This window comes from Saccharopolyspora dendranthemae (assembly GCF_007829955.1).
GTDB classification, from domain to species: Bacteria; Actinomycetota; Actinomycetes; order Mycobacteriales; family Pseudonocardiaceae; genus Saccharopolyspora; species Saccharopolyspora dendranthemae.
This window is the reverse complement of sequence record NZ_VIWX01000002.1, coordinates 376,037-395,096: the sequence shown is the minus strand read 5'-3', so window position 1 is coordinate 395,096 and position 19,060 is coordinate 376,037. Positions and strand designations below refer to the sequence as shown.

The 19,060-nt window shown below is 70.9% G+C and carries 18 protein-coding genes; 7 read left to right on the top strand and 11 right to left on the bottom strand.

Features of this window, described 5'->3' with window-relative positions:
• Positions 1-39 precede the first annotated feature (39 nt).
• Genes FHU35_RS10750 through FHU35_RS10740 form a run of 3 tightly spaced genes read right to left on the bottom strand, consistent with a single transcriptional unit; the run spans position 40 to position 4,081 of the window.
• Complete coding sequence (locus FHU35_RS10750; protein WP_145739885.1) at positions 40-1,497, bottom strand: MFS transporter; 1,458 nt, start codon at positions 1,495-1,497, stop codon at positions 40-42.
• Positions 1,498-1,499: 2 nt separating this feature from the next.
• The gene (locus tag FHU35_RS10745; RefSeq protein ID WP_145738358.1) at positions 1,500-2,474 is read right to left on the bottom strand and encodes a R2-like ligand-binding oxidase; all 975 of its coding nucleotides are present in this window, start codon (positions 2,472-2,474) and stop codon (positions 1,500-1,502) included.
• Positions 2,471-4,081, bottom strand: coding sequence for an alpha/beta fold hydrolase (locus tag FHU35_RS10740; RefSeq protein WP_145738357.1), 1,611 nt, complete (start codon positions 4,079-4,081; stop codon positions 2,471-2,473). Before FHU35_RS10740 ends, FHU35_RS10745 begins: the two co-directional genes overlap by 4 nt.
• A gap of 229 nt (positions 4,082-4,310) precedes the next feature.
• Here FHU35_RS10740 and FHU35_RS10735 point away from each other — a divergent pair, with 229 nt between their 5' ends.
• Positions 4,311-5,546 (top strand): lipase family protein, encoded by a 1,236-nt coding sequence (locus tag FHU35_RS10735; RefSeq protein WP_145738356.1) that lies wholly within the window; start codon positions 4,311-4,313, stop codon positions 5,544-5,546.
• A gap of 55 nt (positions 5,547-5,601) precedes the next feature.
• On the opposite strand, the gene FHU35_RS10730 is transcribed toward FHU35_RS10735, so the two are convergent.
• Both FHU35_RS10730 and FHU35_RS10725 read right to left on the bottom strand, forming a co-directional pair.
• On the bottom strand, positions 5,602-7,404 hold the full coding sequence (locus FHU35_RS10730) for a flavin-containing monooxygenase (protein WP_145738355.1): 1,803 nt from the start codon (positions 7,402-7,404) through the stop codon (positions 5,602-5,604).
• A gap of 183 nt (positions 7,405-7,587) precedes the next feature.
• Positions 7,588-8,034 carry a DUF1761 domain-containing protein gene (locus FHU35_RS10725; RefSeq protein ID WP_222429340.1) on the bottom strand — a complete coding sequence of 149 codons (447 nt, stop codon included), beginning with the start codon at positions 8,032-8,034 and terminating at the stop codon, positions 7,588-7,590.
• A gap of 25 nt (positions 8,035-8,059) precedes the next feature.
• Here FHU35_RS10725 and FHU35_RS10720 point away from each other — a divergent pair, with 25 nt between their 5' ends.
• Positions 8,060-8,728 carry a winged helix-turn-helix transcriptional regulator gene (locus FHU35_RS10720; RefSeq protein ID WP_145738354.1) on the top strand — a complete coding sequence of 223 codons (669 nt, stop codon included), beginning with the start codon at positions 8,060-8,062 and terminating at the stop codon, positions 8,726-8,728.
• A 256-nt stretch (positions 8,729-8,984) separates the two neighbouring features.
• On the opposite strand, the gene FHU35_RS29220 is transcribed toward FHU35_RS10720, so the two are convergent.
• The 6 genes from FHU35_RS29220 to pdhA form a co-directional block, all read right to left on the bottom strand.
• Positions 8,985-9,146, bottom strand: a complete 162-nt coding sequence (locus tag FHU35_RS29220; protein ID WP_186459368.1) for a hypothetical protein — start codon at positions 9,144-9,146, stop codon at positions 8,985-8,987.
• Positions 9,143-10,387: an NAD(P)/FAD-dependent oxidoreductase gene (locus FHU35_RS10715; protein ID WP_145738353.1), complete on the bottom strand. Its 1,245-nt coding sequence runs from the start codon at positions 10,385-10,387 to the stop codon at positions 9,143-9,145. The genes FHU35_RS29220 and FHU35_RS10715 overlap by 4 nt, the downstream gene beginning before the upstream one ends.
• 96 nt (positions 10,388-10,483) lie before the next feature.
• On the bottom strand, positions 10,484-12,004 hold the full coding sequence (locus tag FHU35_RS10710; protein WP_145738352.1) for a PucR family transcriptional regulator: 1,521 nt from the start codon (positions 12,002-12,004) through the stop codon (positions 10,484-10,486).
• A 59-nt stretch (positions 12,005-12,063) separates the two neighbouring features.
• A complete protein-coding gene (locus FHU35_RS10705) occupies positions 12,064-13,302 on the bottom strand; it encodes a dihydrolipoamide acetyltransferase family protein (protein WP_145738351.1) in 1,239 nt (412 codons plus the stop codon).
• Positions 13,299-14,285: an alpha-ketoacid dehydrogenase subunit beta gene (locus tag FHU35_RS10700; protein ID WP_145738350.1), complete on the bottom strand. Its 987-nt coding sequence runs from the start codon at positions 14,283-14,285 to the stop codon at positions 13,299-13,301. The genes FHU35_RS10705 and FHU35_RS10700 overlap by 4 nt, the downstream gene beginning before the upstream one ends.
• On the bottom strand, positions 14,285-15,373 hold the full coding sequence (gene pdhA, locus FHU35_RS10695; protein WP_145738349.1) for a pyruvate dehydrogenase (acetyl-transferring) E1 component subunit alpha: 1,089 nt from the start codon (positions 15,371-15,373) through the stop codon (positions 14,285-14,287). Before pdhA ends, FHU35_RS10700 begins: the two co-directional genes overlap by 1 nt.
• 132 nt (positions 15,374-15,505) lie before the next feature.
• On the opposite strand from pdhA, the gene FHU35_RS10690 reads away from it, so the two are divergent.
• The 5 genes from FHU35_RS10690 to FHU35_RS10670 all read left to right on the top strand — a co-directional run bounded on the left by FHU35_RS10690 (position 15,506) and on the right by FHU35_RS10670 (position 19,054).
• On the top strand, positions 15,506-15,961 hold the full coding sequence (locus tag FHU35_RS10690) for an Lrp/AsnC family transcriptional regulator (RefSeq protein ID WP_145738348.1): 456 nt from the start codon (positions 15,506-15,508) through the stop codon (positions 15,959-15,961).
• Positions 15,962-16,138: 177 nt separating this feature from the next.
• Positions 16,139-17,110 (top strand): thiamine pyrophosphate-dependent dehydrogenase E1 component subunit alpha, encoded by a 972-nt coding sequence (locus FHU35_RS10685; RefSeq protein WP_246110225.1) that lies wholly within the window; start codon positions 16,139-16,141, stop codon positions 17,108-17,110.
• Positions 17,103-18,092 (top strand): alpha-ketoacid dehydrogenase subunit beta, encoded by a 990-nt coding sequence (locus FHU35_RS10680; RefSeq protein ID WP_145738347.1) that lies wholly within the window; start codon positions 17,103-17,105, stop codon positions 18,090-18,092. The genes FHU35_RS10685 and FHU35_RS10680 overlap by 8 nt, the downstream gene beginning before the upstream one ends.
• Positions 18,085-18,405: a biotin/lipoyl-containing protein gene (locus FHU35_RS10675; protein ID WP_145738346.1), complete on the top strand. Its 321-nt coding sequence runs from the start codon at positions 18,085-18,087 to the stop codon at positions 18,403-18,405. The genes FHU35_RS10680 and FHU35_RS10675 overlap by 8 nt, the downstream gene beginning before the upstream one ends.
• Before the next feature lie 4 nt (positions 18,406-18,409).
• On the top strand, positions 18,410-19,054 hold the full coding sequence (locus FHU35_RS10670) for an alpha/beta fold hydrolase (protein WP_145738345.1): 645 nt from the start codon (positions 18,410-18,412) through the stop codon (positions 19,052-19,054).
• The last annotated feature ends 6 nt before the right edge of the window (positions 19,055-19,060 follow it).

Genomic DNA, 19,060 nt, shown 5'->3' with positions numbered 1-19,060 from the left:
GAAGAACAACAATTCCCGTTGGACGAATTTTCGAAGCGGTCACTCTCCGCCGGAATCGGCGGTGTCCCGGTGTTCGTCGAATGGGCGTGACCGGAAGCAGGCGAAGGTCACCGCGGCCGCCAGCAGCTCGACGACCGCCGCGGTGATCAGACCCGCGGTGAACCCGGAGGCCAGCGCGTCCGGTTCGGGCGCACCGGCGGCCAGCTCGGCGCTCTGCCGGACGGTGAGCACGAGCCCGATCAGCGCGACGCCGAGCGCGCTGGACAGCTCGCGGGAGGCGGTGAGCGCACCTGAGGCGATGCCCGCGTCCCGGGTGGCGACCACTTCCAGCGAGAACGACGTCAGCGGCGTGGTGAACGCCGAGCCGGCGCCGATGAGCAGCAGCCCCGGGATCCGCGGCGGCACCGACGGGACGTGGTTGACGACCGCGATCGCCACCAGCCCCGCGCTGACCAGGACCAGGCCGACCATCACGGTGTACCGGGGACCCCAGCGGTCGACGGCCGGTGCCACCAGCGGTGTCGCGGCGACGATCGCGACCGCCACCAGCACCAGCGGCAACCCGGCCCCGGTGGGGGTCAGTCCCAGCGACTCCTGGTGCAGCAGCGGCGTGAAGAAGAAGACGCCGCTGACCCCCAGTCCCCAGAGCAGCTGCACCGACACCCCACCGAGGAACGCCCGCTCGGCGACCAGCGACCGCGGCAGCATCGGGTGCGCGCTGCGGCGCTCCACCACCACGAACGCCACCAGCGCCAGCACGCCCAGCCCGGCGGGAACGGCGCGGCCGAGCGGATTCGGGGTCTGCTCGCCCGTGCCCACCAGCGCCATCAGGAACAGGAGCATCGCCGCGGTCACCAGCAGCATGCCCCGCACGTCGGCTCCGCCGGGGGTGGTTCGCCGGGTGGTCGCGGCCGCGGCGGGAGCCAGGGCGGCGGCTGCGACCGCGAAGGGCACGTTGCTGAAGAAGATCCAGCTCCAGTGCAGGTGTTCGCTGAGCATGCCGCCCGCAGCCGGTCCGATCGCGATCGCCACCGCCAGCGCCGCCGTCCAGATGCCGGCACCGATCGTCCGTCCCCGGACGTCGAGGTTGGTGCGCAGCAGGCTCAGGGTCGCCGGTACGAGGACCGCGGCGGCGGCGCCCTGCACGGCGCGGGCGGCGATGAGCGTGACGGCGTCGCGGGCGACACCACCGGCCAGCGCCGCCGTTCCGAACACCAGGAGTCCGAGCAGCAGCGCGCGGCGCTGACCCCACCGGTCGACGAGGTTGCCCGCGACCAGCAGCAGACCCGCGAAGGGCAGGATGTAGCCGAGGCTGATCCACTGCAGCTCGGTCAGCCCCAGCCCCAGTTCCCTTCCGATGGAGGGCACCGCGGCGGCCACGATGTTGTTGTCCAGCGTGGTGACGAAGGCGACCAGGGCGATGATCAGGAGTGTCGGCAGGGCGGCGCCGCGCGGCTGCGCGATGCCGATCGGACCCGTGAGCCGGCCGGACACCATGGTCACCTCTCCACGTTCTGGTTCTCGGCGAGCGCGGCGTCGTCCTCGGCGCCGAACTGGTCCTCCAGGCGTTCCGGGCTGTAGTCGACGTCGATCGCGGCCACCTCCGCACCGCGCGCGGCCTCGATGGAGCTGAGCCTGCGGGCGGCCCGGTCGGTGGCGTAGCCGAACACGTCGCCCAGGTCGAAGCCGAAGGGGTCGTCGTCGAGCTGGTCGAGCGAGTGCTGGATCTGGGTCATGACGTGCGGCAGGAGCACCTCCATCTGGTCCTGCACGATCGCCCAGTTCGCGTCGTCGGCGGCGACGAGCCGCCGGCAGGTGAAGGTGCCCCAGGCCATGTGCCTGCGCTCGTCGTCGCCGATCCGGCGGATGAGCTGCTGCATCCCGGGCAGGATCCCGGCGTGCTTGCACGCCTTGTTCCACACGAAGTAGCCGGTCAGCGCCAGCACGCCTTCGACGATGTGGTTGTAGGTCACCGAAGCGCGGATCTGGTTCTCCGGGCTCGGATCCGCGTGCAATCGGTTCAGCGCCTCGGGCAGCGCGTCGAAGAAGATCGCCCGGTAGCCGGGGTTGTCGGACACGTGGTGGTGCAGGTCGTCGGTGAGCCCGACCGCGTCCAGCCACAGCCGGAAGACCTGCGCGTGCTTGGCCTCCTCGAAGCAGAACTGCGTCAGGTACATCTCGTCGGCGATGCGCCCCTCGGCCCGCATCGCGGCCAGGAACGGCTGGATCTCCTCGGCGACGGCTTCCTCGCCGCCGAGGAACTGGGCGCACAGCATGGTTCCGGCGAAGCGCTGCTGCTCGTCGAGTCCTGCCCAGTCCTCGGAATCCTGGCTGAAGTCGAGCTCGGCGGGGTTCCAGAACTTCGCGTTTCCCTTGTCGAACAGGCGGAGCGGGAGCGAGTCCCAGTTCAGGCCGCCTTCCTGCAGCGAGTGGAAGCCCTCTCGCGGGCGGGCTTCGATCACGTTTCCGGTCACCGTCGTGTCCCCTCTCCACGTCCTACGGGAATGTCCACATGGGACGGATCCGCGTCCGGTGAGGTGAGCGCCAACCGCCCGCCGCCGGAGTTCCAGTCGATGAACAGCGGATCCTTGGTGTCGATCACCAGGCCCAGCCGATGGTCGGCCGGGATGTCGTACGCCGTCGGCGAGAACCGCAGGTCGACCGTCCTGAGCTCGCCCGGTGCGGCGTCGGTCCAGCTCATCGGCAGGTAGTTGATCAGCCGCCCGCCGTCGGTGGGATCCACGTCGTAGAGGTAGGCGACGATCGTGCCGGTAGGGCCCGGCGGGATGACCGTCAGGTGCACCGCCACGGATCCGCGCACCGGAATCGGTTGCGGCAGTTCCGGACTGACCCACACCGCACCTCGTTCGCGGTCAACGGCCGGAAGCCACGTCCGCGGCGGTTCACCGGAGAGCGCCTCGAAGCTGTAGCTCGCCAGCGGGACCCCGCCGTAGGCCGCGGTGTCTCGATCGGTGTCGATCTCGACCTGCCACCCCGGGCGCGGCGCATCGCCGATCACGCCTTCGCCCTCGTCCTGCCCAGGACCGAGGTACAAGCGCCTGGGCTCACCTTCCGCGGACCGCCAATCGGCGTGGAACTCGGGCTCGTGGGTACCGGGCCTGGCCCGCAGCACCACCGGCTGCTCCCGCAGGATGGAGGTGTCGGTCCCGGCGACGGTGGCGTCGAACCACCGGTGGACGGTGTCCCAGGTCTCGCTGGGAAGACCCAGCAGACCGCCGGATTCGGCCGAGGCGTGCTCACCGGGGATCAGGTCAAGGCGCTTGACCCCGGCGTAGTCGTTGAACAGCTCGACCATCTGGTCCGGCGGGAACACCGTCTCGCTCCACGTGTGCCCGATCAGCAGCGCCGGCCGGTTCTCGTTGAGCCGGTCGAGATACCGGCTGGGCGAGCGGATCCGGGCCCACTCGTTGATCACCTCCCGGTCGACGGGGTCCGGGGTCGGGTCGAAGAAGGTGCGCAGCATCCAGTCGGTCTCGGGGCTGAGCCTGCCGTGCGCCCAGCCGGAGGTGTAGAGGATCAGCGCGACGAGCCCGCGCCGGGTCTCGTTGCCGTACAGCGAGTGCACCAGGTCGTACCACCCGCTGAGCGAGACGACCGAGCGGATCCGCTGGTCGAAAGCCGCGGCGATGAGACCGATTCCGGCTCCGTAGGACACCCCGGCGAGCCCGATGCGGGCCGGGTCGGTGTTGGTGTTCGCGCAGGCCCAGTCGAGCACGGTGGTGACGTCGCCGACGTCCTCGGGGCCGGCCGTGTCGACCTCGCCCGCCGATTCGCCGAATCCCCGCGCCCCGTAGGCCACCACGACGTAGCCGTGGGAGGCCAGGGTCCGCGCGGGCATGACGTTCTGGGTGGATCCGCCTCCCCACGCGCTGATCAGTACGACGGCCGGATGTGGTTGCGGCGTGCGGGGTTCCATCACCATCGCCTTGAGCGCGACGCCGTCCGCGGCGATGATGTCGACGAAGCGCGTGGTGAAACCGGTGTCCGCGCGTGCCGCCGGGGCTGCGGCGCCGAGGAGGGCCAGCGCCGAGACCGATACAAACGTCCTGCGGCTGTGCATTTCGTCCGCCTTTCGTTGTTCGCCATTCGCGACTCGCGGCGACGGGGCGGAACCATAAGCACGGGATTCAACTTCCAGCAAGGACGGGATTTTCCATTTCCGCGCACGTGACAAACGCCGAAAGCGTTTTTGTCATGCGGTGCACAACTAATCGGTCAAGCTCTCGACAACGCGTTCAGCTCCGCTAATCTCCGCCCGTCGAAACCAGCGGAACAATCGGAGGTTCGCAGTGCCCGAATTCACGCATCGCACGCGAGCGGTCGCCTTGGTGGTGACCGCGCTGGGCGTCGCGTGCGGAACCGCCGCGGTCGCACCCGCGGCCGGCGGCGACCGCCCCGCCGAGGTCGCCGAGGCCGCCCAGCAGCCAGGACCGTTCGACGACACCTTCTACGTGCCACCGAAAGCCCTGCCAGCGGGCCAACCGGGTGACGTGATCCGCTGGCGTCCCGCGTTACCGGCGCTGAACTCGGCCAACGCCGACGGCTGGCAGGTCATGTACCTGTCGACCAACGCGCTCGGCGAGCGCGATGCCGTCACCGCGACGGTCCTCGTCCCGAAGAACGCCGATCCCGCCACGACACCCATCGTCGGGTACGCCCCCGGCACGCAGGGCCCGGCGTTCAAGTGCACCGCGTCCCAGGCCATCGAACGCGGAACGCTCTACGACCAGCCGGCCGTCAACGACCTGCTCAGCCGCGGGTACGCGGTCGCGGTCACCGACTACGAGGGCTACTCCCCGGAGACGACGCCGACCTACATCACCGGCCGGTCCGAAGGACCTGCCGTCATCGACGCGGTCCGCGCGGCGCAACGCTTCCCGCAGGCCGACCTGGAACCGGACGCGAAGGTCGCCTTCCAGGGCTACTCCCAGGGTGGCGGAGCGGTGATGTGGGCGGGCCAGCAGCAGCCGACCTACGCCCCCGAGCTCAACCTGGTCGGCGTTGCGGGCGGCGGTGTTCCGGCCGACCTCAACGAGGTCGCCGAGGGGCTCGACGGCTACGTCGGATTCGGCTTCCTGGCCTTCGCCGCCGTCGGGCTGGACGCGGCCTACCCGGAGCTGGACCTGGACTCCTACCTCAACGAGACCGGCGAGAAGGCCATCACCGAGGCCAAGCAGCAGGACTGCGTGGTCGAGCTGCTCGCGAAGTACCCGGGCAAGAAGATCAGCGACTACACCACCCACGACCCGCTGCCCACCCCGCAGTGGCAGGCGCGCATCGAGGAGAACCGGCTGGGAGCCACCGCGATTCAGGTTCCGGTCTTCCAGTACCACGCCAGCGCGGACGAGATCGTCAACACCCCGCAAGCCGACGCGCTGCACCGCCGGTACTGCGAGCTGGCGGTACCGGTGACGTGGAAGACCTACGCCTCGGACCACCTCTCGGGGATCTTCGCGGGCAACGCCGACGCCGGTCAGTTCCTGGCCGACCGGTTCGAAGGCAAGCCGCCAGAGCCCAATTGCTAGCACCTCGTCGCGACGCCACCCCGGTTCTCGTTCCGGGGTGGCGGCCGCTCGCGGATCAGCTCGCGTCGCCCAGGGCTTCGTCGATGCCGTCGCCGGTGCGCCACTCGCGCAGCAGGCGCTGGAAGGCGGCGGGACCCGGGCCGAAGGTGCGGCGGGGGCGGGCCGAGCCCTCGTTGTTGTAGTAGCCCGGGGTGCACTCGGCGTCGAACCACGCGCGCTCCGGCGAGCCGGCCTCGATCGTGGCGACCCAATCGGTTTCGGCTTCCACCGAGGGCTCGACCCGCTTCGTGCCTCGGCGGCGGGCCTCGGCGATGACCGCTGCGACGTGGGCGGCCTGCTCGTCGAGCACGTGCACGTAGTTCACCGAGGGGGCGTTCTGCAACGGCCCCAGGTGGAAGAGGTTCGGAAAGCCGTTGCTGCAGAAGCCGTGCAGCGTCCGGACACCGGTGTCGCGCCAGGAGTCGAACAACCGCACTCCCTCCCTGCCGCGCACCGGCAGCCTGCCGGTCATGACGTCGGACTTGCCGACCTCGAAGCCGGTCGCGAAGATCACGCAGTCCACTTCGTACTCCCGGCCTCCGACGACCACCGAGCTCTCCGTGAACCGTTCCACGCCACCGTGATCCGCGGTGTCGACCAACGTCACGTTGGACCGGTTGAACGCTCCCAGGTACTCATCGCTGAAGGTGGGCCGCTTGCAGCCGTAGCGGTACCAGGGCTTGAGCAGCTCGGCCGTTGCCGGGTCCTCGACGACCTCCGCGACCCGCGCCCGCAGCTGGTTCATCTTCTCGAAATCGAGCAGCTCCTCGGCCCGCTCCCACTCCGCGTGGTCCCAGTGCGCGCGGGCGTCGGTGGCGATGATCTTGCCGAGGACGTGCGCGCTGGCCGTCCAGGCGTCGTCCACCAGGTCCTCGTCCGCCTGCAGACCGGTCACCACGGCCTGGAAGTTCTCCCGCCGCACCGCGTGCCAGCCGGGCTGCAGCGAGGCCGCCCACCGCGGGTCGGTCGGGCGGTTGTCGCGCACGTCGACCGACGACGGCGTCCGCTGGAAGACGTGCAAGTGCTCCGCGTCGCGCGCGACGTGCGGAACGACCTGGATCGCCGTCGCGCCGGTCCCGATGATCGCGACGCGCTTGCCGGCCAGACCAGTCAGCCCGCCGTCCGGCCCTCCCCCGGTGTAGTCGTAGTCCCACCGGCTCGTGTGGAAGGTGTGGCCGCGGAAGGACTCGATCCCCGGGATGCCCGGCAGCTTCGGGTGGTCGAGCGTGCCGTTGGAGACCACGACGTAGGTGGCGCGCATCTCGTCGCCGCGGTCGGTGAGCACGATCCACTCGCCGTCGTCCCAGCGCAGCTCGGTGATCCCGGTCTGGAAGCAGGCGTCGCGGTAGAGGTCGAAGGTGCGGCCGATCGCCATCGCGTGCCGGCGGATCTCCTCGCCCGGCGAGTACTTCCACTCCGGCACGTACCCCACCTCCTCCAGCAGCGGGAGGTAGACGTAGGACTCGATGTCGCAGTGGATGCCCGGGTAGCGGTTCCAGTACCAGGTACCGCCGAAGTCGCCGCCCTTCTCGATGATCCGGATGCGCTCCAGACCCGCTTGGCGCAGCCGCGCGCCGGCGCACAGGCCGCCGAAACCCCCGCCGAGCACGATCGCGTCGACGTGGTCGTGCAGCGGCTCCCTGGTGAGCCCGTCGGCGTACGGATCCTGGGCGTAGTAGCCGAACTCTCCCTCCGCGCGCCGGTACTGCGCGCTGCCGTCCGGCCGGACCCGGCGCTCGCGCTCGGCGCTGTAGCGCTCGCGCAGCGCCGCGACCTCGGTGTCGGAGAACTCGGGGATCGAGGGAGGATGCGTCGACATCGCGGCCTTTCTCGCTGCGCGCCTGCCTCCGCGGGAGCGGGCGGCCTTGGTTTTAAATCAGGTGACTTATTTCCAAGTTAGCACGCCGCCCAGCGCAGGAACACACGCCGCATGAGGTCACCACGCTGATGGCACTCGGGCCTCAAGGGAGCATCGCCATGCCCCCACGTTCTGCGCGCGTCACTACTGCAGCAACCCGATCGGCACCGCCATGCCCAGGAACAGCACCAGCTGGTAAACGCCGTTGATCACAGTGAGCCGGCCGGGCTTCTGCTCGAAGCCGTTGTGCTGCGCGAGGGTCGACAGCGAGAAGCCGAGCCACGCGAAAAGCCCCACCGCCAGGGCCACCCAGGAGGAATCGGAGCCGAAGAAGCCGGACGCGATGGAGCTGGCGACTGCGAGAACCAGCGCGGTGACGACGATCGACACGACCAGAACTACGAACGGGACCTTGCCCGCTCTCGCAGAATCTTCCTCGGTCACCCCGGTCAGCTGCCGCCAGATGCCGCCGACCAGACCCCAATCGCTGTACCAGACCCATGCGATCGCCATCCCGACCACGATCGCGACCACCACGGCCGACCAACTGATGCTCAGCTCCACGGAAGTCCCCCAGTCTCGACGCCCCACTCTCCAGTTGATAAAATCAACCATGATGGACGAAGTCAACCAGCAATCGAAGGCGTCCCGCAGCTACGGGCAGTTCTGCGCCCTAGCGCGTTCGTTGGACGTCGTCGGTGAGCGCTGGACCCTCCTCATCGTGCGAGAGCTCCTCCCCGGCCCGATGCGGTACACCGAGCTGAAGACCTCGCTCAACGGCATCGCGACGAACCTCCTGGCCGAACGGCTGCGGACCATGGAGACGAACGGGATCGTCGAGCGCCGTCTGGAAGGTTCCGGCGTGGCCTACGCCCTCACGCGCCGGGGAGCAGAACTGCGGGCGCCGATGGAAGCGCTAGGCCGTTGGGGAGCGCCACTGCTCGCGACCGGGCGCGGCGACGATGCGTTCCAGCCGCGCTGGCTGACCCTCGCACTGCCTGCCCTGCTCCGAGGGGCGAGCGCCTCGCTTCCCGTCGAACTCGGCATCGAGACGGACGGCTTCCTCATGGCCCTGAGAGTCGACGAGGACGGCCCGAGCGCATTCGTGCCCGAACAGGTTCCCACCTCGGTGTTCACCGCCGCTCCCGATGTGGTCGTCGCGCTGGCCGCTGGAGCGATCAGCATCGAGCAGGCCGTCGCCGCGGGCGAGTTCCGCGGCGACTCGAACGTGCTCCGGACCGCGTTCGAACAACATCAACCACGGTCCGGCCCGCAACAGTTCTGAGCAGTCGCAGGCCATCCGACGGCGGAGGAGCCGGGCTTCAGCGCAACTCGAGACGCACTCCCGGGGAGTGCTTCTCAGTCGTCGTTATCCGACTCGCGATCCTTTCCACTGCGCCGCCGCATCAGCTTCGGGCCGGCGCTCGCGCAGACCGTGGGCGCGTCGGGTCAACCAGTGGTTCACCGCCAGAAGCACGAACGCGAGCACGGCGAGGCCGAGGTAGGTCCACTCCGGCAACATGACCTCCATGGATGTCCGGTCAGCCGTCGGCATCGATCGGCAGACCGGGTGTGCGGTGTTCCAGCGCGTACTCGGTGGCGATCCGGAGCAGCATCTCCTTCTCCGTGCGCAGGAGCTTGTTCTCCGTGCGCAGCCACTCGAGCTCGCGGCGTTCGGTCGTGGAGAGTTCGCCCGTCGTCATCGCAGCGGGTCGAACGGGCGGAGGGCGGCGGGGCGTTCGCCGGTGACGATCTGCTCGGCCAGCAGGCTCCCGGTGATCGGCCCGAGCGTCAGGCCCCACATGCCGTGCCCGCCTGCGACGTGGACGCCGGGCAGCTTGGTCGGTCCGATCAGCGGGAGGCCGTCGGTGGTGACCGGCCTCGGGCCGACCCACTCGTCGTGCCGGGCGTCCCAGTCGACGCCCCGCAGGAACGGGCGTGCGGACTGCACGATCGCCTCGATGCGCTGCCGGTCGAGATCCGCGTCAGGTCCGCGGAACTCCATCGTGCCCGCCACGCGCAGCGCCCCCTGGTAGGGAGTGCAGGCGACCCGGACCGCGGGCAGGTAGATCGGGCAGGGAACGGGCTGCTGGGTGGGAACGGTGAACGAGTACCCGCGCCCCGCCCGCACGGACCGCTTGACCCCGGCACCGGCCGCGAGTTCCGGCAGCCAGGCGCCCGAGGCCAGCACGACCGAATCCGCCTGGACGTACTCGTGCTGCGCGGACTTCACGATCAGCCTGCGGCCGTCGCGCACCACGCCGCGGACGTCGAACCCGGAGTGGATCCGGCCGCCTCGGCTCTCGACGGCCTCCGCCAGGGACCTGGTGAACTCGCCCGGGTCGACGTGGCGCTGGCCCTCGATCTGCAGGACCGTGCCGACCCGCGAGGACAGTTGCGGGACGTCGAGACCGGCCGCTTCCGTGAACACCGTGTCCTGGCCGCTGCGGCGGGTCCGCTCGAACTCGTTCCGGAGTTCCACGGCCTGCTCGCGCTTCTCGAACGCGGCGACCACCGGTGCCGTCGGGGTCGGGGCGGTCACCCCGCCCTTGGCCAGCTCGTCGAAGGCGTCGAGGCAATCGTCGTTGAGCCCGACCAGGGCGCGCATGGACTTCTGCCAGGTGCTGCGCCGGCAGTTGCCTGCGAAGCGAAGGAGGAAGGCCCACAGACCGGGGTCCACGGTCCGGGGCACGTACAGCGGAGCGTCCCGGTCGAAGAGCGAGCGCAGGCCGTAGCGCAGCACCTCCGGCTCGGCGAGCGGCACGCTGAAGGCCGGGGCGACGTAGCCCGCGTTGCCCCAGGACGCTCCCGCAGCGACACCTCGCCGGTCCACGACCGTCACCTCGACGCCGTGCTCCTGCAAGAACCACGCGGTCGACAGACCGACCACGCCGGCACCCACGACGACGACCGATTCCGGTCGGCCGCCCGTTGCAGCACCCATGACCACGCTCCTCCTCGTCGCCAAGAGCATGCGCGACGAGAACCAGGAGTGCGTTGTGGATTTCGCACAACCATCCGGTCACCGGTTGTGCACGGCCTACTGCTGCTGAGCGGCGAGGGCGATGACCAGCGCGAGCCTCGTGTCCGGGTCCTCCAGATCCAGCGACGCCACCTGGGTCACCTTGCGCATCCGGTTGCGGACGGTGTTCGGGTGGATCTCCAGGCGGGCGGACGCGGCACCGAGATCGCCCTGCACCTCCAACCAGGTCCGCAACGTCTCGATCAGCCTGGTGCCCTGCTCCCGGTCGTACCGCCGCAGCGCCGCCACCGGACCGCGCTCGGGCGTCCGGCCGCCCGCGGCGACGTGGATCAAGCGGCGCAGCAGGATCTCGTGCCAGGAGTCGTCGTAGACCACGACCGGTGATCCCGCCGGTTTCGCCCCGTGGACGGCCAGGCTCTCGTCCGCCTCCCGCCTGCTGTCGACGAGCTCGTCGTGCCCGGCGGGGCCGCCGATCCCGGCGAACACCCGCACCCCCTCGGGCATCTCCCGCTCCAGCGCCCGCACCCACTCGCGCGCGGACTCCCCGTCCTCGTGCGGCAAGACCGTGTAGACCGTGTTGGCGAACAGGGCGCTGCGCCCCGGACGGGACCAGCCGAAACCGACCGTCGCCAGTTCGAAGACCAGCAGCGCCGCGGAGTCGTGCTCGCCCTGGTTGTGGGCTTGGACGGCGACCACGCGGAAGGTGTCGCCGCGGAAGCCGAGCCGGCTCAGCACCGTGGCCACGTCGGACTGCCCCTCCACGAGGCCGATCACCAGGTCCGACTCGACCTGCCGCTCCAGGTCCGCGCTCGCCCGCGTGCGCAGCAGGTGCGCCGCGGCGGTCCGGGACGCCTGCACGAGGGCCGCCTGCCGCTCGCCGTCCAGCGGGGACGGTGTGCCCACCCAGATCGAGCCGAGCAGCGCCTTGCCCGCGCGCACGGCGACCACCGCGCGTCCCCGCCGCGCGCCGGAGGGCTCGACGAACAGCGGCTCGTCGGAGGCGGCCAGGTGCCGGAACACGCCTCGCTCGCCGAGCTCGCGCCGGACCTCCTCCGGCACCCGCCTGCCCAGGATCGTCTCGAGCCGCGCCTGATCGGCGGACTCCTGGCGCTGCGAGTAGGCGAGGACCCCGGATCGGTGATCCTCGATCGTCACCGGCCCGCCGACGGACTCCGCGAGGGCGTCGGCCAGCGCGAACAGGTCCGTCGGACCGCGTCCGGCCTCGGTCTCGCGCCCCTCCAGCACCAGGCCGTAGACCACGCCCGCCAGCTGCCCCCACGACACGGCGGGGTCGACCAGCAGCACCGCGACCTGCCGCTCCCGCGCCACGGAGAGCGCTTCCTCACCGATCTCGTCGAGCCGGAACACCGCGACCACGGCGCTGGTCTCCGCCAGCACCTCGGCGGCACGCGGACCGTCCACCCCGACCGCGAGCAGCACTTCGTCACCGCCCGGCACCTGCTCCGCCGGGTCGTGCAGCGCCACCGCCCGCAGCTCGGTCGCCCGGCTGCGCGGCGCGCACACGAGCCTCGCCCCGTACCCGCCGAGGACGTTGATCAGTCGGTCCAGCTTGACCATGCACCCATGATCGGGCTTCTCGTCCCGAGCGCACGTCCGGGGTGGGCGGTTCGCCCCGCTCAGAGATCGGTCATCGCCGAGGTCGGGTCCTCGATCGCGTCGGCCACGAAGCGCAGGAACCCGCCCGCCGTGCCGCCGTCGCAGACCCGGTGGTCGAACGCCAGCGACAGCTGCACGACGCGCCGGGCGACGAGCTCGCCGTCCACCACCCACGGCCTCGGCAGGATGCGGCCCATCCCGAGGATCGCGACCTCCGGGTGGTTGATGATCGCCGCGCTCCCGTCCACGCCGAGGACCCCGTAGTTGTTCAGGGTGAACGATCCGCAGCTGAGGTCGGCGGGCGAGGCCGAACCGTCCCGGGCAGCGGCGGTGAGCCTGCCGATCTCCGCGTCGAGACCGCGCATGCCGAGCCGGTGAGCGCCGCGCACGGCGGGCACGACCAGCCCCCGCTCGGTCTGCGCCGCGATGCCGAGGTTCACGCCATCGAGGTGCACGATCTCGCCGCGTTCGGTGTCCACCCGCGAGTTGAGCTCGGGGAAGCGCACGAGCCCCGCCACGACGTAGCGCGCGACCATCGCGAGAACCCCTGGTGCGCTGCCCTTCTCGCCCAACGAGGCGCGAAGCTCCAGCAGTGCGGTGGCATCGACGTCCACCCAGGTCGTGGCTTCGGGGATCTCGGCGCGGCTGCGGGTGAGCGCATCGGCGACCGACTTGCGCAGACCCGTCAGCGGCACCCGTTCGCCGATTCCCAGTCCGGTTCTCCGGTCGGTGTCCGCAGGTTCCTCCGCTGCGTGCCGAGCCGACTCGACGTCCTGGCGCGTGATGAGCCCGTTCGGACCGGTCCCGGCCAGTTCGCGCAGGTCGAGACCTCGCTTGCGGGCCAGCTGCCGGACGATCGGCGACTGCACCGCCGGGCTGTCACCCGGTCGCGAGACCGGCTCGGGTGCGCGCCGCCGCCGGCGACGCCGCCCGCCCGGCCGGTCTCCGGTGGTGCCGTAGCCGATGAGCACGTTGCCCGAACCCGCACGCTCCTCCTCGACGTGCACCTCGCCGGCGCCACCGGATTCGACCGTGATCAGCGGCGCGCCGACGGTGAGCACCTCGCCCTCCTCGCCGTGCAGCCGCGCGACGACACCCGGGTGCGGTGAGGGAACCTCCACCGCCGCCTTGGCCGTCTCGACCTCGGCGACCGGTGCGTCGACCGACACCACGTCGCCGACCTTCACCAGCCAGCGCAGCAGCGTGGCCTCGGTCAGCCCCTCGCCGAGATCGGGCAGGGTGAAGACGTTCTCGCTCACGCGATCCCCTCCCACTGCAGGTCCTCGACCGCGTCGATGATCCGGTCCACTCCGGGCAGGTGGTGGTGCTCCAGCTTGGGAGCCGGGTACGGGATGTCGAACCCGGTCACCCGCCGGACCGGGGCCTGGAGGTGGTGGAAGCAGCGCTCACCGACGCGAGCGGCGATCTCCGAGGCGACCGAGGCGAAACCCGGGGCCTCGGCGATGACCACCGCGCGCCCGGTGCGACGCACCTCCGCGCACACCGTCTCGTCGTCGAAGGGCACGATCGACCGGAGATCCACGACTCCCAGGTCGAAGCCGTCCGCGGTCGCCTGCTCCGCGGCGGCCAGCGCGACCGGCACCGACGGGCCGTAGGCGATCAACGTGGCGTCCCTGCCGGCACGGCGCACGACGGCGCGGCCGATCGGCTCGACCGGGATGCCGAGATCCGCCTCCTCCTTGCTGAAGTAGTGCTTCTTGGGCTCCAGGAACACCACCGGGTCGGGACTCGCGATGGCCGCGCGCAGCAGCCCGTAGGCGTCGGCGTTGGTCGCCGGGGTGAGGACGGTCAGGCCTGCGGTGTGGGCGTAGTAGGCCTCCGAGGAGTCGCAGTGGTGCTCGACCCCGCCGACACCGCCGGCGTAGGGCACGCGGATGACCATCGGGAGTCGCAGCCGTCCCCGGGTCCGGTTGCCGAGCTTGGCGACGTGGCTGGTGATCTGCTCGAAAGCCGGGTAGGCGAAGGCGTCGAACTGCATCTCCACCACCGGCCGCATCCCGTTCATCGCCATCCCGACCGCCATGCCGACGATCCCGGACTCGGCCAGCGGCGTGTCGAAGCAGCGGTTCTCGCCGAAATCCCGGGTGAGCCCATCGGTCACGCGGAACACCCCGCCGAGCGGGCCGACGTCCTCACCGAAGACCACCACCGACTCGTCGGCGGTCATCGCGTCGCGCAGCGCGGTGTTGATCGCGCCCGCCATCGTGATCTTGTCGGCCATCACGCCTCCAGTCCGTCGAGCTCGGCGCGCAGCAACGCGCGCTGCTCCCGCAGCTGCGGAGTCGGCGTCGCGTACACGTGGGCGAAGAGCTCCTCCGGGTCCACTTCGGACTCCTGCGAGACGCCATCTCGCACGTGCTCGGCCATCGTCTCGGCCGCCGCGGCGAACTCGGATTCCTGCTGTTCGCCGAGCGCTCCGGCACGGATCAGGTGGGCGCGCAGCCGGACCAGCGGATCGCGGCGTTCCCACTCCGCCACCTCGTCCTCGCTGCGGTAGCGGGTCGGGTCGTCGGCGTTGGTGTGCGGGTCCATCCGATAGGTGTCGGCCTCGACCAGCACCGGACCTCCTCCGGCGCGCGCCCGGCTCACCGCGTCGCCGAGCACCGTGGTGAGCGCGGCGTAGTCGTTGCCGTCGACCAGCACGCCCGGCATCCCGTACCCGACGGCCTTGGCCGCCAACGACGGCGCCGCCGACTGCTTGGCCAGCGGAACCGAGATCGCGTACTTGTTGTTCTGCACGAGGAACACGACCGGGGCGCCGAACACGGCGGCGAAGTTGCACGCCTCGTGGAAGTCGCCCTCGCTGGTCGCACCGTCGCCGCAGAGCGCCATCACCACGCCGTCCTCGCCCTTGAGGCGCGCGGCGTGCGCGACCCCCACCGCGTGCAGCAGCTGGGTCGCCAGCGGGGTGGCCTGCGGAGCGACCCGGTGCGCGACGGGGTCGTAGCCGCAGTGCCAGTCACCGCGGAGCATCGTCAGCACCTCGACGGGGTCCACCCCGCGCGCGGCGATGGCGGCGGTGTCGCGGTAGGTGGGGAACAGCCAGTCCCGCTCGGAGAGCACCGAGGAGCAGGCGACCTGCGCCGCTTCCTGCCCGCGCGAGGACGGGTACACCGCCAGCCGCCCCTGCCGGACGAGAGCGCTGGTCTGCTCGTTGAGCCGCCGGGCCAGCACCAGAGCGCGGTAGCCGGCGAGGAGTTCACCGACCGGCGGCATCACGTGCGACCCGACGTGGTGGCCGCCTTCGTCGAGGATCCGGAGGACGTCGTGCTGCGGACCGCGCGGGTCGGCATCAGCGATGGACGACATGGCACGCAGTCTTCCAACCGACCGAATGGTCGGGTAGTTTTCGGCCGAGATCGAAGACATCTGGCCGTTCTCGCGCCTGCGGGCGGACAGGTGGCTCGCCGGATCCGGAGGCTCGGCGCGAGGAGGAGACGTTTGGCAACCTTCGACGACGTGGACCGCCGCATCGTGGCGGCCCTGGAGCACGACAGCCGGCTGTCGGTCCGCGCCCTGGCCGAGAAGGTAAACATCTCCCGGGCGAACGCCTACAAGCGGGTGCAGCGGCTCACCGAGTCCGAGACGATCACCGGGTTCACCGTCACCGTCGACCCGCTGCGGATCGGGATGGGCACGTCGGCCTACGTGGCGCTGTCGATCCGGCAGAACACCTGGCGCGACATCCGCGCGCACCTCCGCCGGATCCCCGAGGTCTGGCACATGGCACTGGTGGCGGCGGACTTCGACGTCCTGCTGCTCGTGCGCGCGGCCGACAACGACGCGCTGCGCGCCCTCGTCCTCGAACGCCTGCAGGAGATCCCCGGCGTCCTGTCGTCCCGCACCTGGCTCATCTTCGAAGACCGCGCCAACCGGGAGACCCCCGCCTCGCGGTGACCCCGTTCAGCACCCGCGGAGCGCCGTCCCGGCGATACTCACGTTCGGAGTACGCGCCCCGGGCCGGTGTACAAGTTGTACAGCTAACCACCGGCTGGCACCGGCAGGGCGGACAACCTGAGCAGTCCGAATGGGCACTGTTGCACGGCCGGGCACCCGCTGCGCACCCTTTCGTTCATGGACGACGCAGATCTCCGCGAGCTCTTCCGGCTGATGCTGGTGACGCGCCGCCTCGACGAGGAGGCGATCGCGCTCCAGCGGCAGGGCGTGCTGCCCGCCTACGCCCCGGCCAGGGGCCAGGAAGCCGCGCAGGTGGGCAGCGCGGCTGCGCTGGAGAAGTCCCGCGACTTCGCCTTCCCCACCTACCGCGAGCTGGGCGCCGCGATCGGCCTGGGGGTCGATCCCGTCGCCTACATGGCCATGCACCTCAACATCTGGCACGGCGGCCTCTACGACCCGAACGTCGCCCGCCTCGCCCCGCCGAACGCCGTCGTCGGCGGGCCGGTGCTGCACGCCGTGGGCTGGGCGATGGGCGCCAAGCTGGACGGCACCGGGGGCGCGGCGCTGACCTACTTCGGCGACGGCGCCAGCTCGCAGGGCGACGTGCACGAAGCCATGAACTTCGCCGCCGTCTACCGCCTGCCGGTCGTGTTCTTCTGCCAGAACAACGGCTGGGCGATCTCGCTGCCCACCGCCGACCAGGTCGCGGGCGGGTCGGTGGCCGCCCGCGCCGCGGGGTACGGCATCGAGGGGCATCAGGTCGACGGCAACGACGTCACCGCGGTGTTCGAGGCGACCCGCGCGGCGCTCGAACGCGGCCGCGCGGGCGACGGCCCCACCGTGATCGAAGCGATGACCTACCGGCTCGGCCCGCACTCCACATCGGACGATCCGAGCCGCTACCGCAGCCCCGAGGAGGAAAGTCTTCGCGCCGAACGCGATCCGATCGACGTGGCCGCGACATCGCTGTCCGCGCAGGAGATCAGCGACGCCGAGGAGCACGCGGCGGCGGTCGTGCGCAGGACCACCGAGGGCCTGCTGGCCATGCAGCGCCCGCCGTCCGACGAGCTGTTCAGCTTCGTCTACCGGGAACCGACCGCAGCCCTGCTCGACCAGCACCGCGCCTGGAAGGAGTCGCAGGATGCCTGAGCTGTCACTGCAACAAGCGCTCAACACCGCGCTGCGCCACGCCTGCGAGGACGACGACCGGGTGCTGATCTTCGGCGAGGACGTCGGCAAGCTCGGCGGCGTGTTCCGCGTGACCGACGGGTTGCAGGACAAGTTCGGCGAGCACCGCGTCTTCGACACCCCGCTGGCCGAATCCGCGATCATGGGCATGTCCGTGGGCCTGGCGATGTCCGGCTGGCGCCCGGTGCCGGAGATCCAGTTCGACGGCTTCAGCTACCCGGCGATCGACCAGATCGTCAACCAGGTCGCCCGGATGCACTACCGCAGCCGGGGCGCGCTGGGAATGCCGATCACGTTGCGGCTGCCCAGCTTCGGCGGCATCCGGGCGCCGGAGCACCACGGCGAGAGCCTGGAATCGCTGTTCGCGCACGTCCCCGGACTCAAGGTGGTCTCGCCCTCAGGCCCGGCCGAGGGGTATCACCTGCTGCGCCAAGCGATTTCGGACCCCGACCCGGTGATCTTCATGGAGCCGAAGTCCCGCTACTGGCAGCGGGAGGACTTCGACCCGGCCGAGCCGGTCGAGCCGCTCCCGGTCGGCCGCAGCCGAGTCGTCCGCCAGGGCCGCCACGCCACGCTGGTCGCCTGGGGAGCCATGGTCTCGCGGTGCGAGCAGGTCGCGGAACTCGCGGCGGAGGACGGTGTGGAGCTGGAGGTGCTGGACCTGCGGTGGCTCAAGCCGATCGACGTCGACGGCCTCCGCGAATCCGTCTCGCGCACCCGCCGCGCGGTCGTCGTGCACGAGGCCCCGCTGAGCGCGGGCCTGGGCGGCGAGGTGTCGGCGCTGATCACCGAAGGCTGCTTCGGCGACCTGCGCGCACCGGTGCAGCGGGTCGCCGGTTTCGACGTGCCCTACCCGTCCGGTTCGCTGGAGGACGAGTACCTCCCCACCGCTGACCGGATCCTGACCGCAGTGCAGACCGCTTTGGAGTACCGCCGTGGCTGACGTGACCTTCCCGCTACCGGACCTCGGCGAGGGCTTGATCAGCGCCACGATCCTGGAATGGCTCGTCGCCGAGGGCGACTGGGTCGAGCGCAACGCACCGCTGGTGGAGCTGGAGACGACCAAGTCCGCGGTGGAGATCCCCTCGCCGCAGACCGGGCGGATCTCGCGCCTGCACGTCGGCGAGGCCGAGGAACTCGCGGTCGGCGCACCGCTCGTGACGTTCACCGTCGAGGACCACGCCGGCATCGTCGGCACCGTTCCCGAGGAGCGCACGCCGCAGCGCCGCGTCCGGCTGACCCCACCTGAGGACTGAGCAGATGCCTGCGATCGAGCACGCCGGGGCGAAGCTCTGGTACGACCACTCCCCTGGCCCCCGGCCGGTGCTGTTCCTGCACGGATTCGCCTCCGACTCCGAGCAGACCTGGGAGCGCACGGGCTGGCTGCGCGCGGTGGCCGAGCGCGGCCACGTGGTCACCGACCTGCGAGGGCACGGCCGCAGCGAACGCGCGGCCACCGGCTACTCCCCCGACGCCCTCGCGCACGACGTCCTCGCCGTCCTCGACGAGGCGGAGGTGCCCGCCGTTGACGTCGTGACCTACTCGATGGGCGGTGTCGTCGGCTGGGCGCTGGCGCGGTTGGCACCCGACCGGGTCCGGGCGCTCGCTCTCGGCGGCATCGGCGGCGGCCCGGTCGAGCGCGAGTCCATGCTGCGCGTCCAGGAATCCCTCGGCGGCGAGGACCTCACCCCGTGCATCGCCGGCATGGCGGGCCAACGGCTCTCCGGTGAACCGCCCGCGCCAGTCCTGCTGGCCTCCGGCGACTACGACGAGATCGCCTCGGAAGCAGCGGCTTTCGCTGGCTCCCTCGGCGTTCCGCACGTCTCCCTGGGCCGTCGCCACCACTTCAACGCGGTCTCCAGCCGCGCCTTCAAGACCGCGGCACTGGAGTTCTTCGGCCGCTAGACCGGA

Bases quoted from the DNA above. Each gene is read 5' to 3' on its own strand.
- FHU35_RS10750 (WP_145739885.1), bottom strand. From the start codon at position 1,497: ATGGTGTCCGGCCGGCTCACGGGTCCGATCGGCATCGCGCAGCCGCGC.
- FHU35_RS10715 (WP_145738353.1), bottom strand. From the start codon at position 10,387: ATGGGTGCTGCAACGGGCGGCCGACCGGAATCGGTCGTCGTCGTGGGT.
- FHU35_RS10670 (WP_145738345.1), top strand. From the start codon at position 18,410: ATGCCTGCGATCGAGCACGCCGGGGCGAAGCTCTGGTACGACCACTCC.
- FHU35_RS10710 (WP_145738352.1), bottom strand. From the start codon at position 12,004: ATGGTCAAGCTGGACCGACTGATCAACGTCCTCGGCGGGTACGGGGCG.
- FHU35_RS10740 (WP_145738357.1), bottom strand. From the start codon at position 4,081: ATGCACAGCCGCAGGACGTTTGTATCGGTCTCGGCGCTGGCCCTCCTC.
- FHU35_RS29220 (WP_186459368.1), bottom strand. From the start codon at position 9,146: ATGACGACGGGCGAACTCTCCACGACCGAACGCCGCGAGCTCGAGTGG.
- FHU35_RS10680 (WP_145738347.1), top strand. From the start codon at position 17,103: ATGCCTGAGCTGTCACTGCAACAAGCGCTCAACACCGCGCTGCGCCAC.
- FHU35_RS10700 (WP_145738350.1), bottom strand. From the start codon at position 14,285: ATGGCCGACAAGATCACGATGGCGGGCGCGATCAACACCGCGCTGCGC.
- pdhA (WP_145738349.1), bottom strand. From the start codon at position 15,373: ATGTCGTCCATCGCTGATGCCGACCCGCGCGGTCCGCAGCACGACGTC.
- FHU35_RS10685 (WP_246110225.1), top strand. From the start codon at position 16,139: ATGGACGACGCAGATCTCCGCGAGCTCTTCCGGCTGATGCTGGTGACG.
- FHU35_RS10730 (WP_145738355.1), bottom strand. From the start codon at position 7,404: ATGTCGACGCATCCTCCCTCGATCCCCGAGTTCTCCGACACCGAGGTC.
- FHU35_RS10720 (WP_145738354.1), top strand. From the start codon at position 8,060: ATGGACGAAGTCAACCAGCAATCGAAGGCGTCCCGCAGCTACGGGCAG.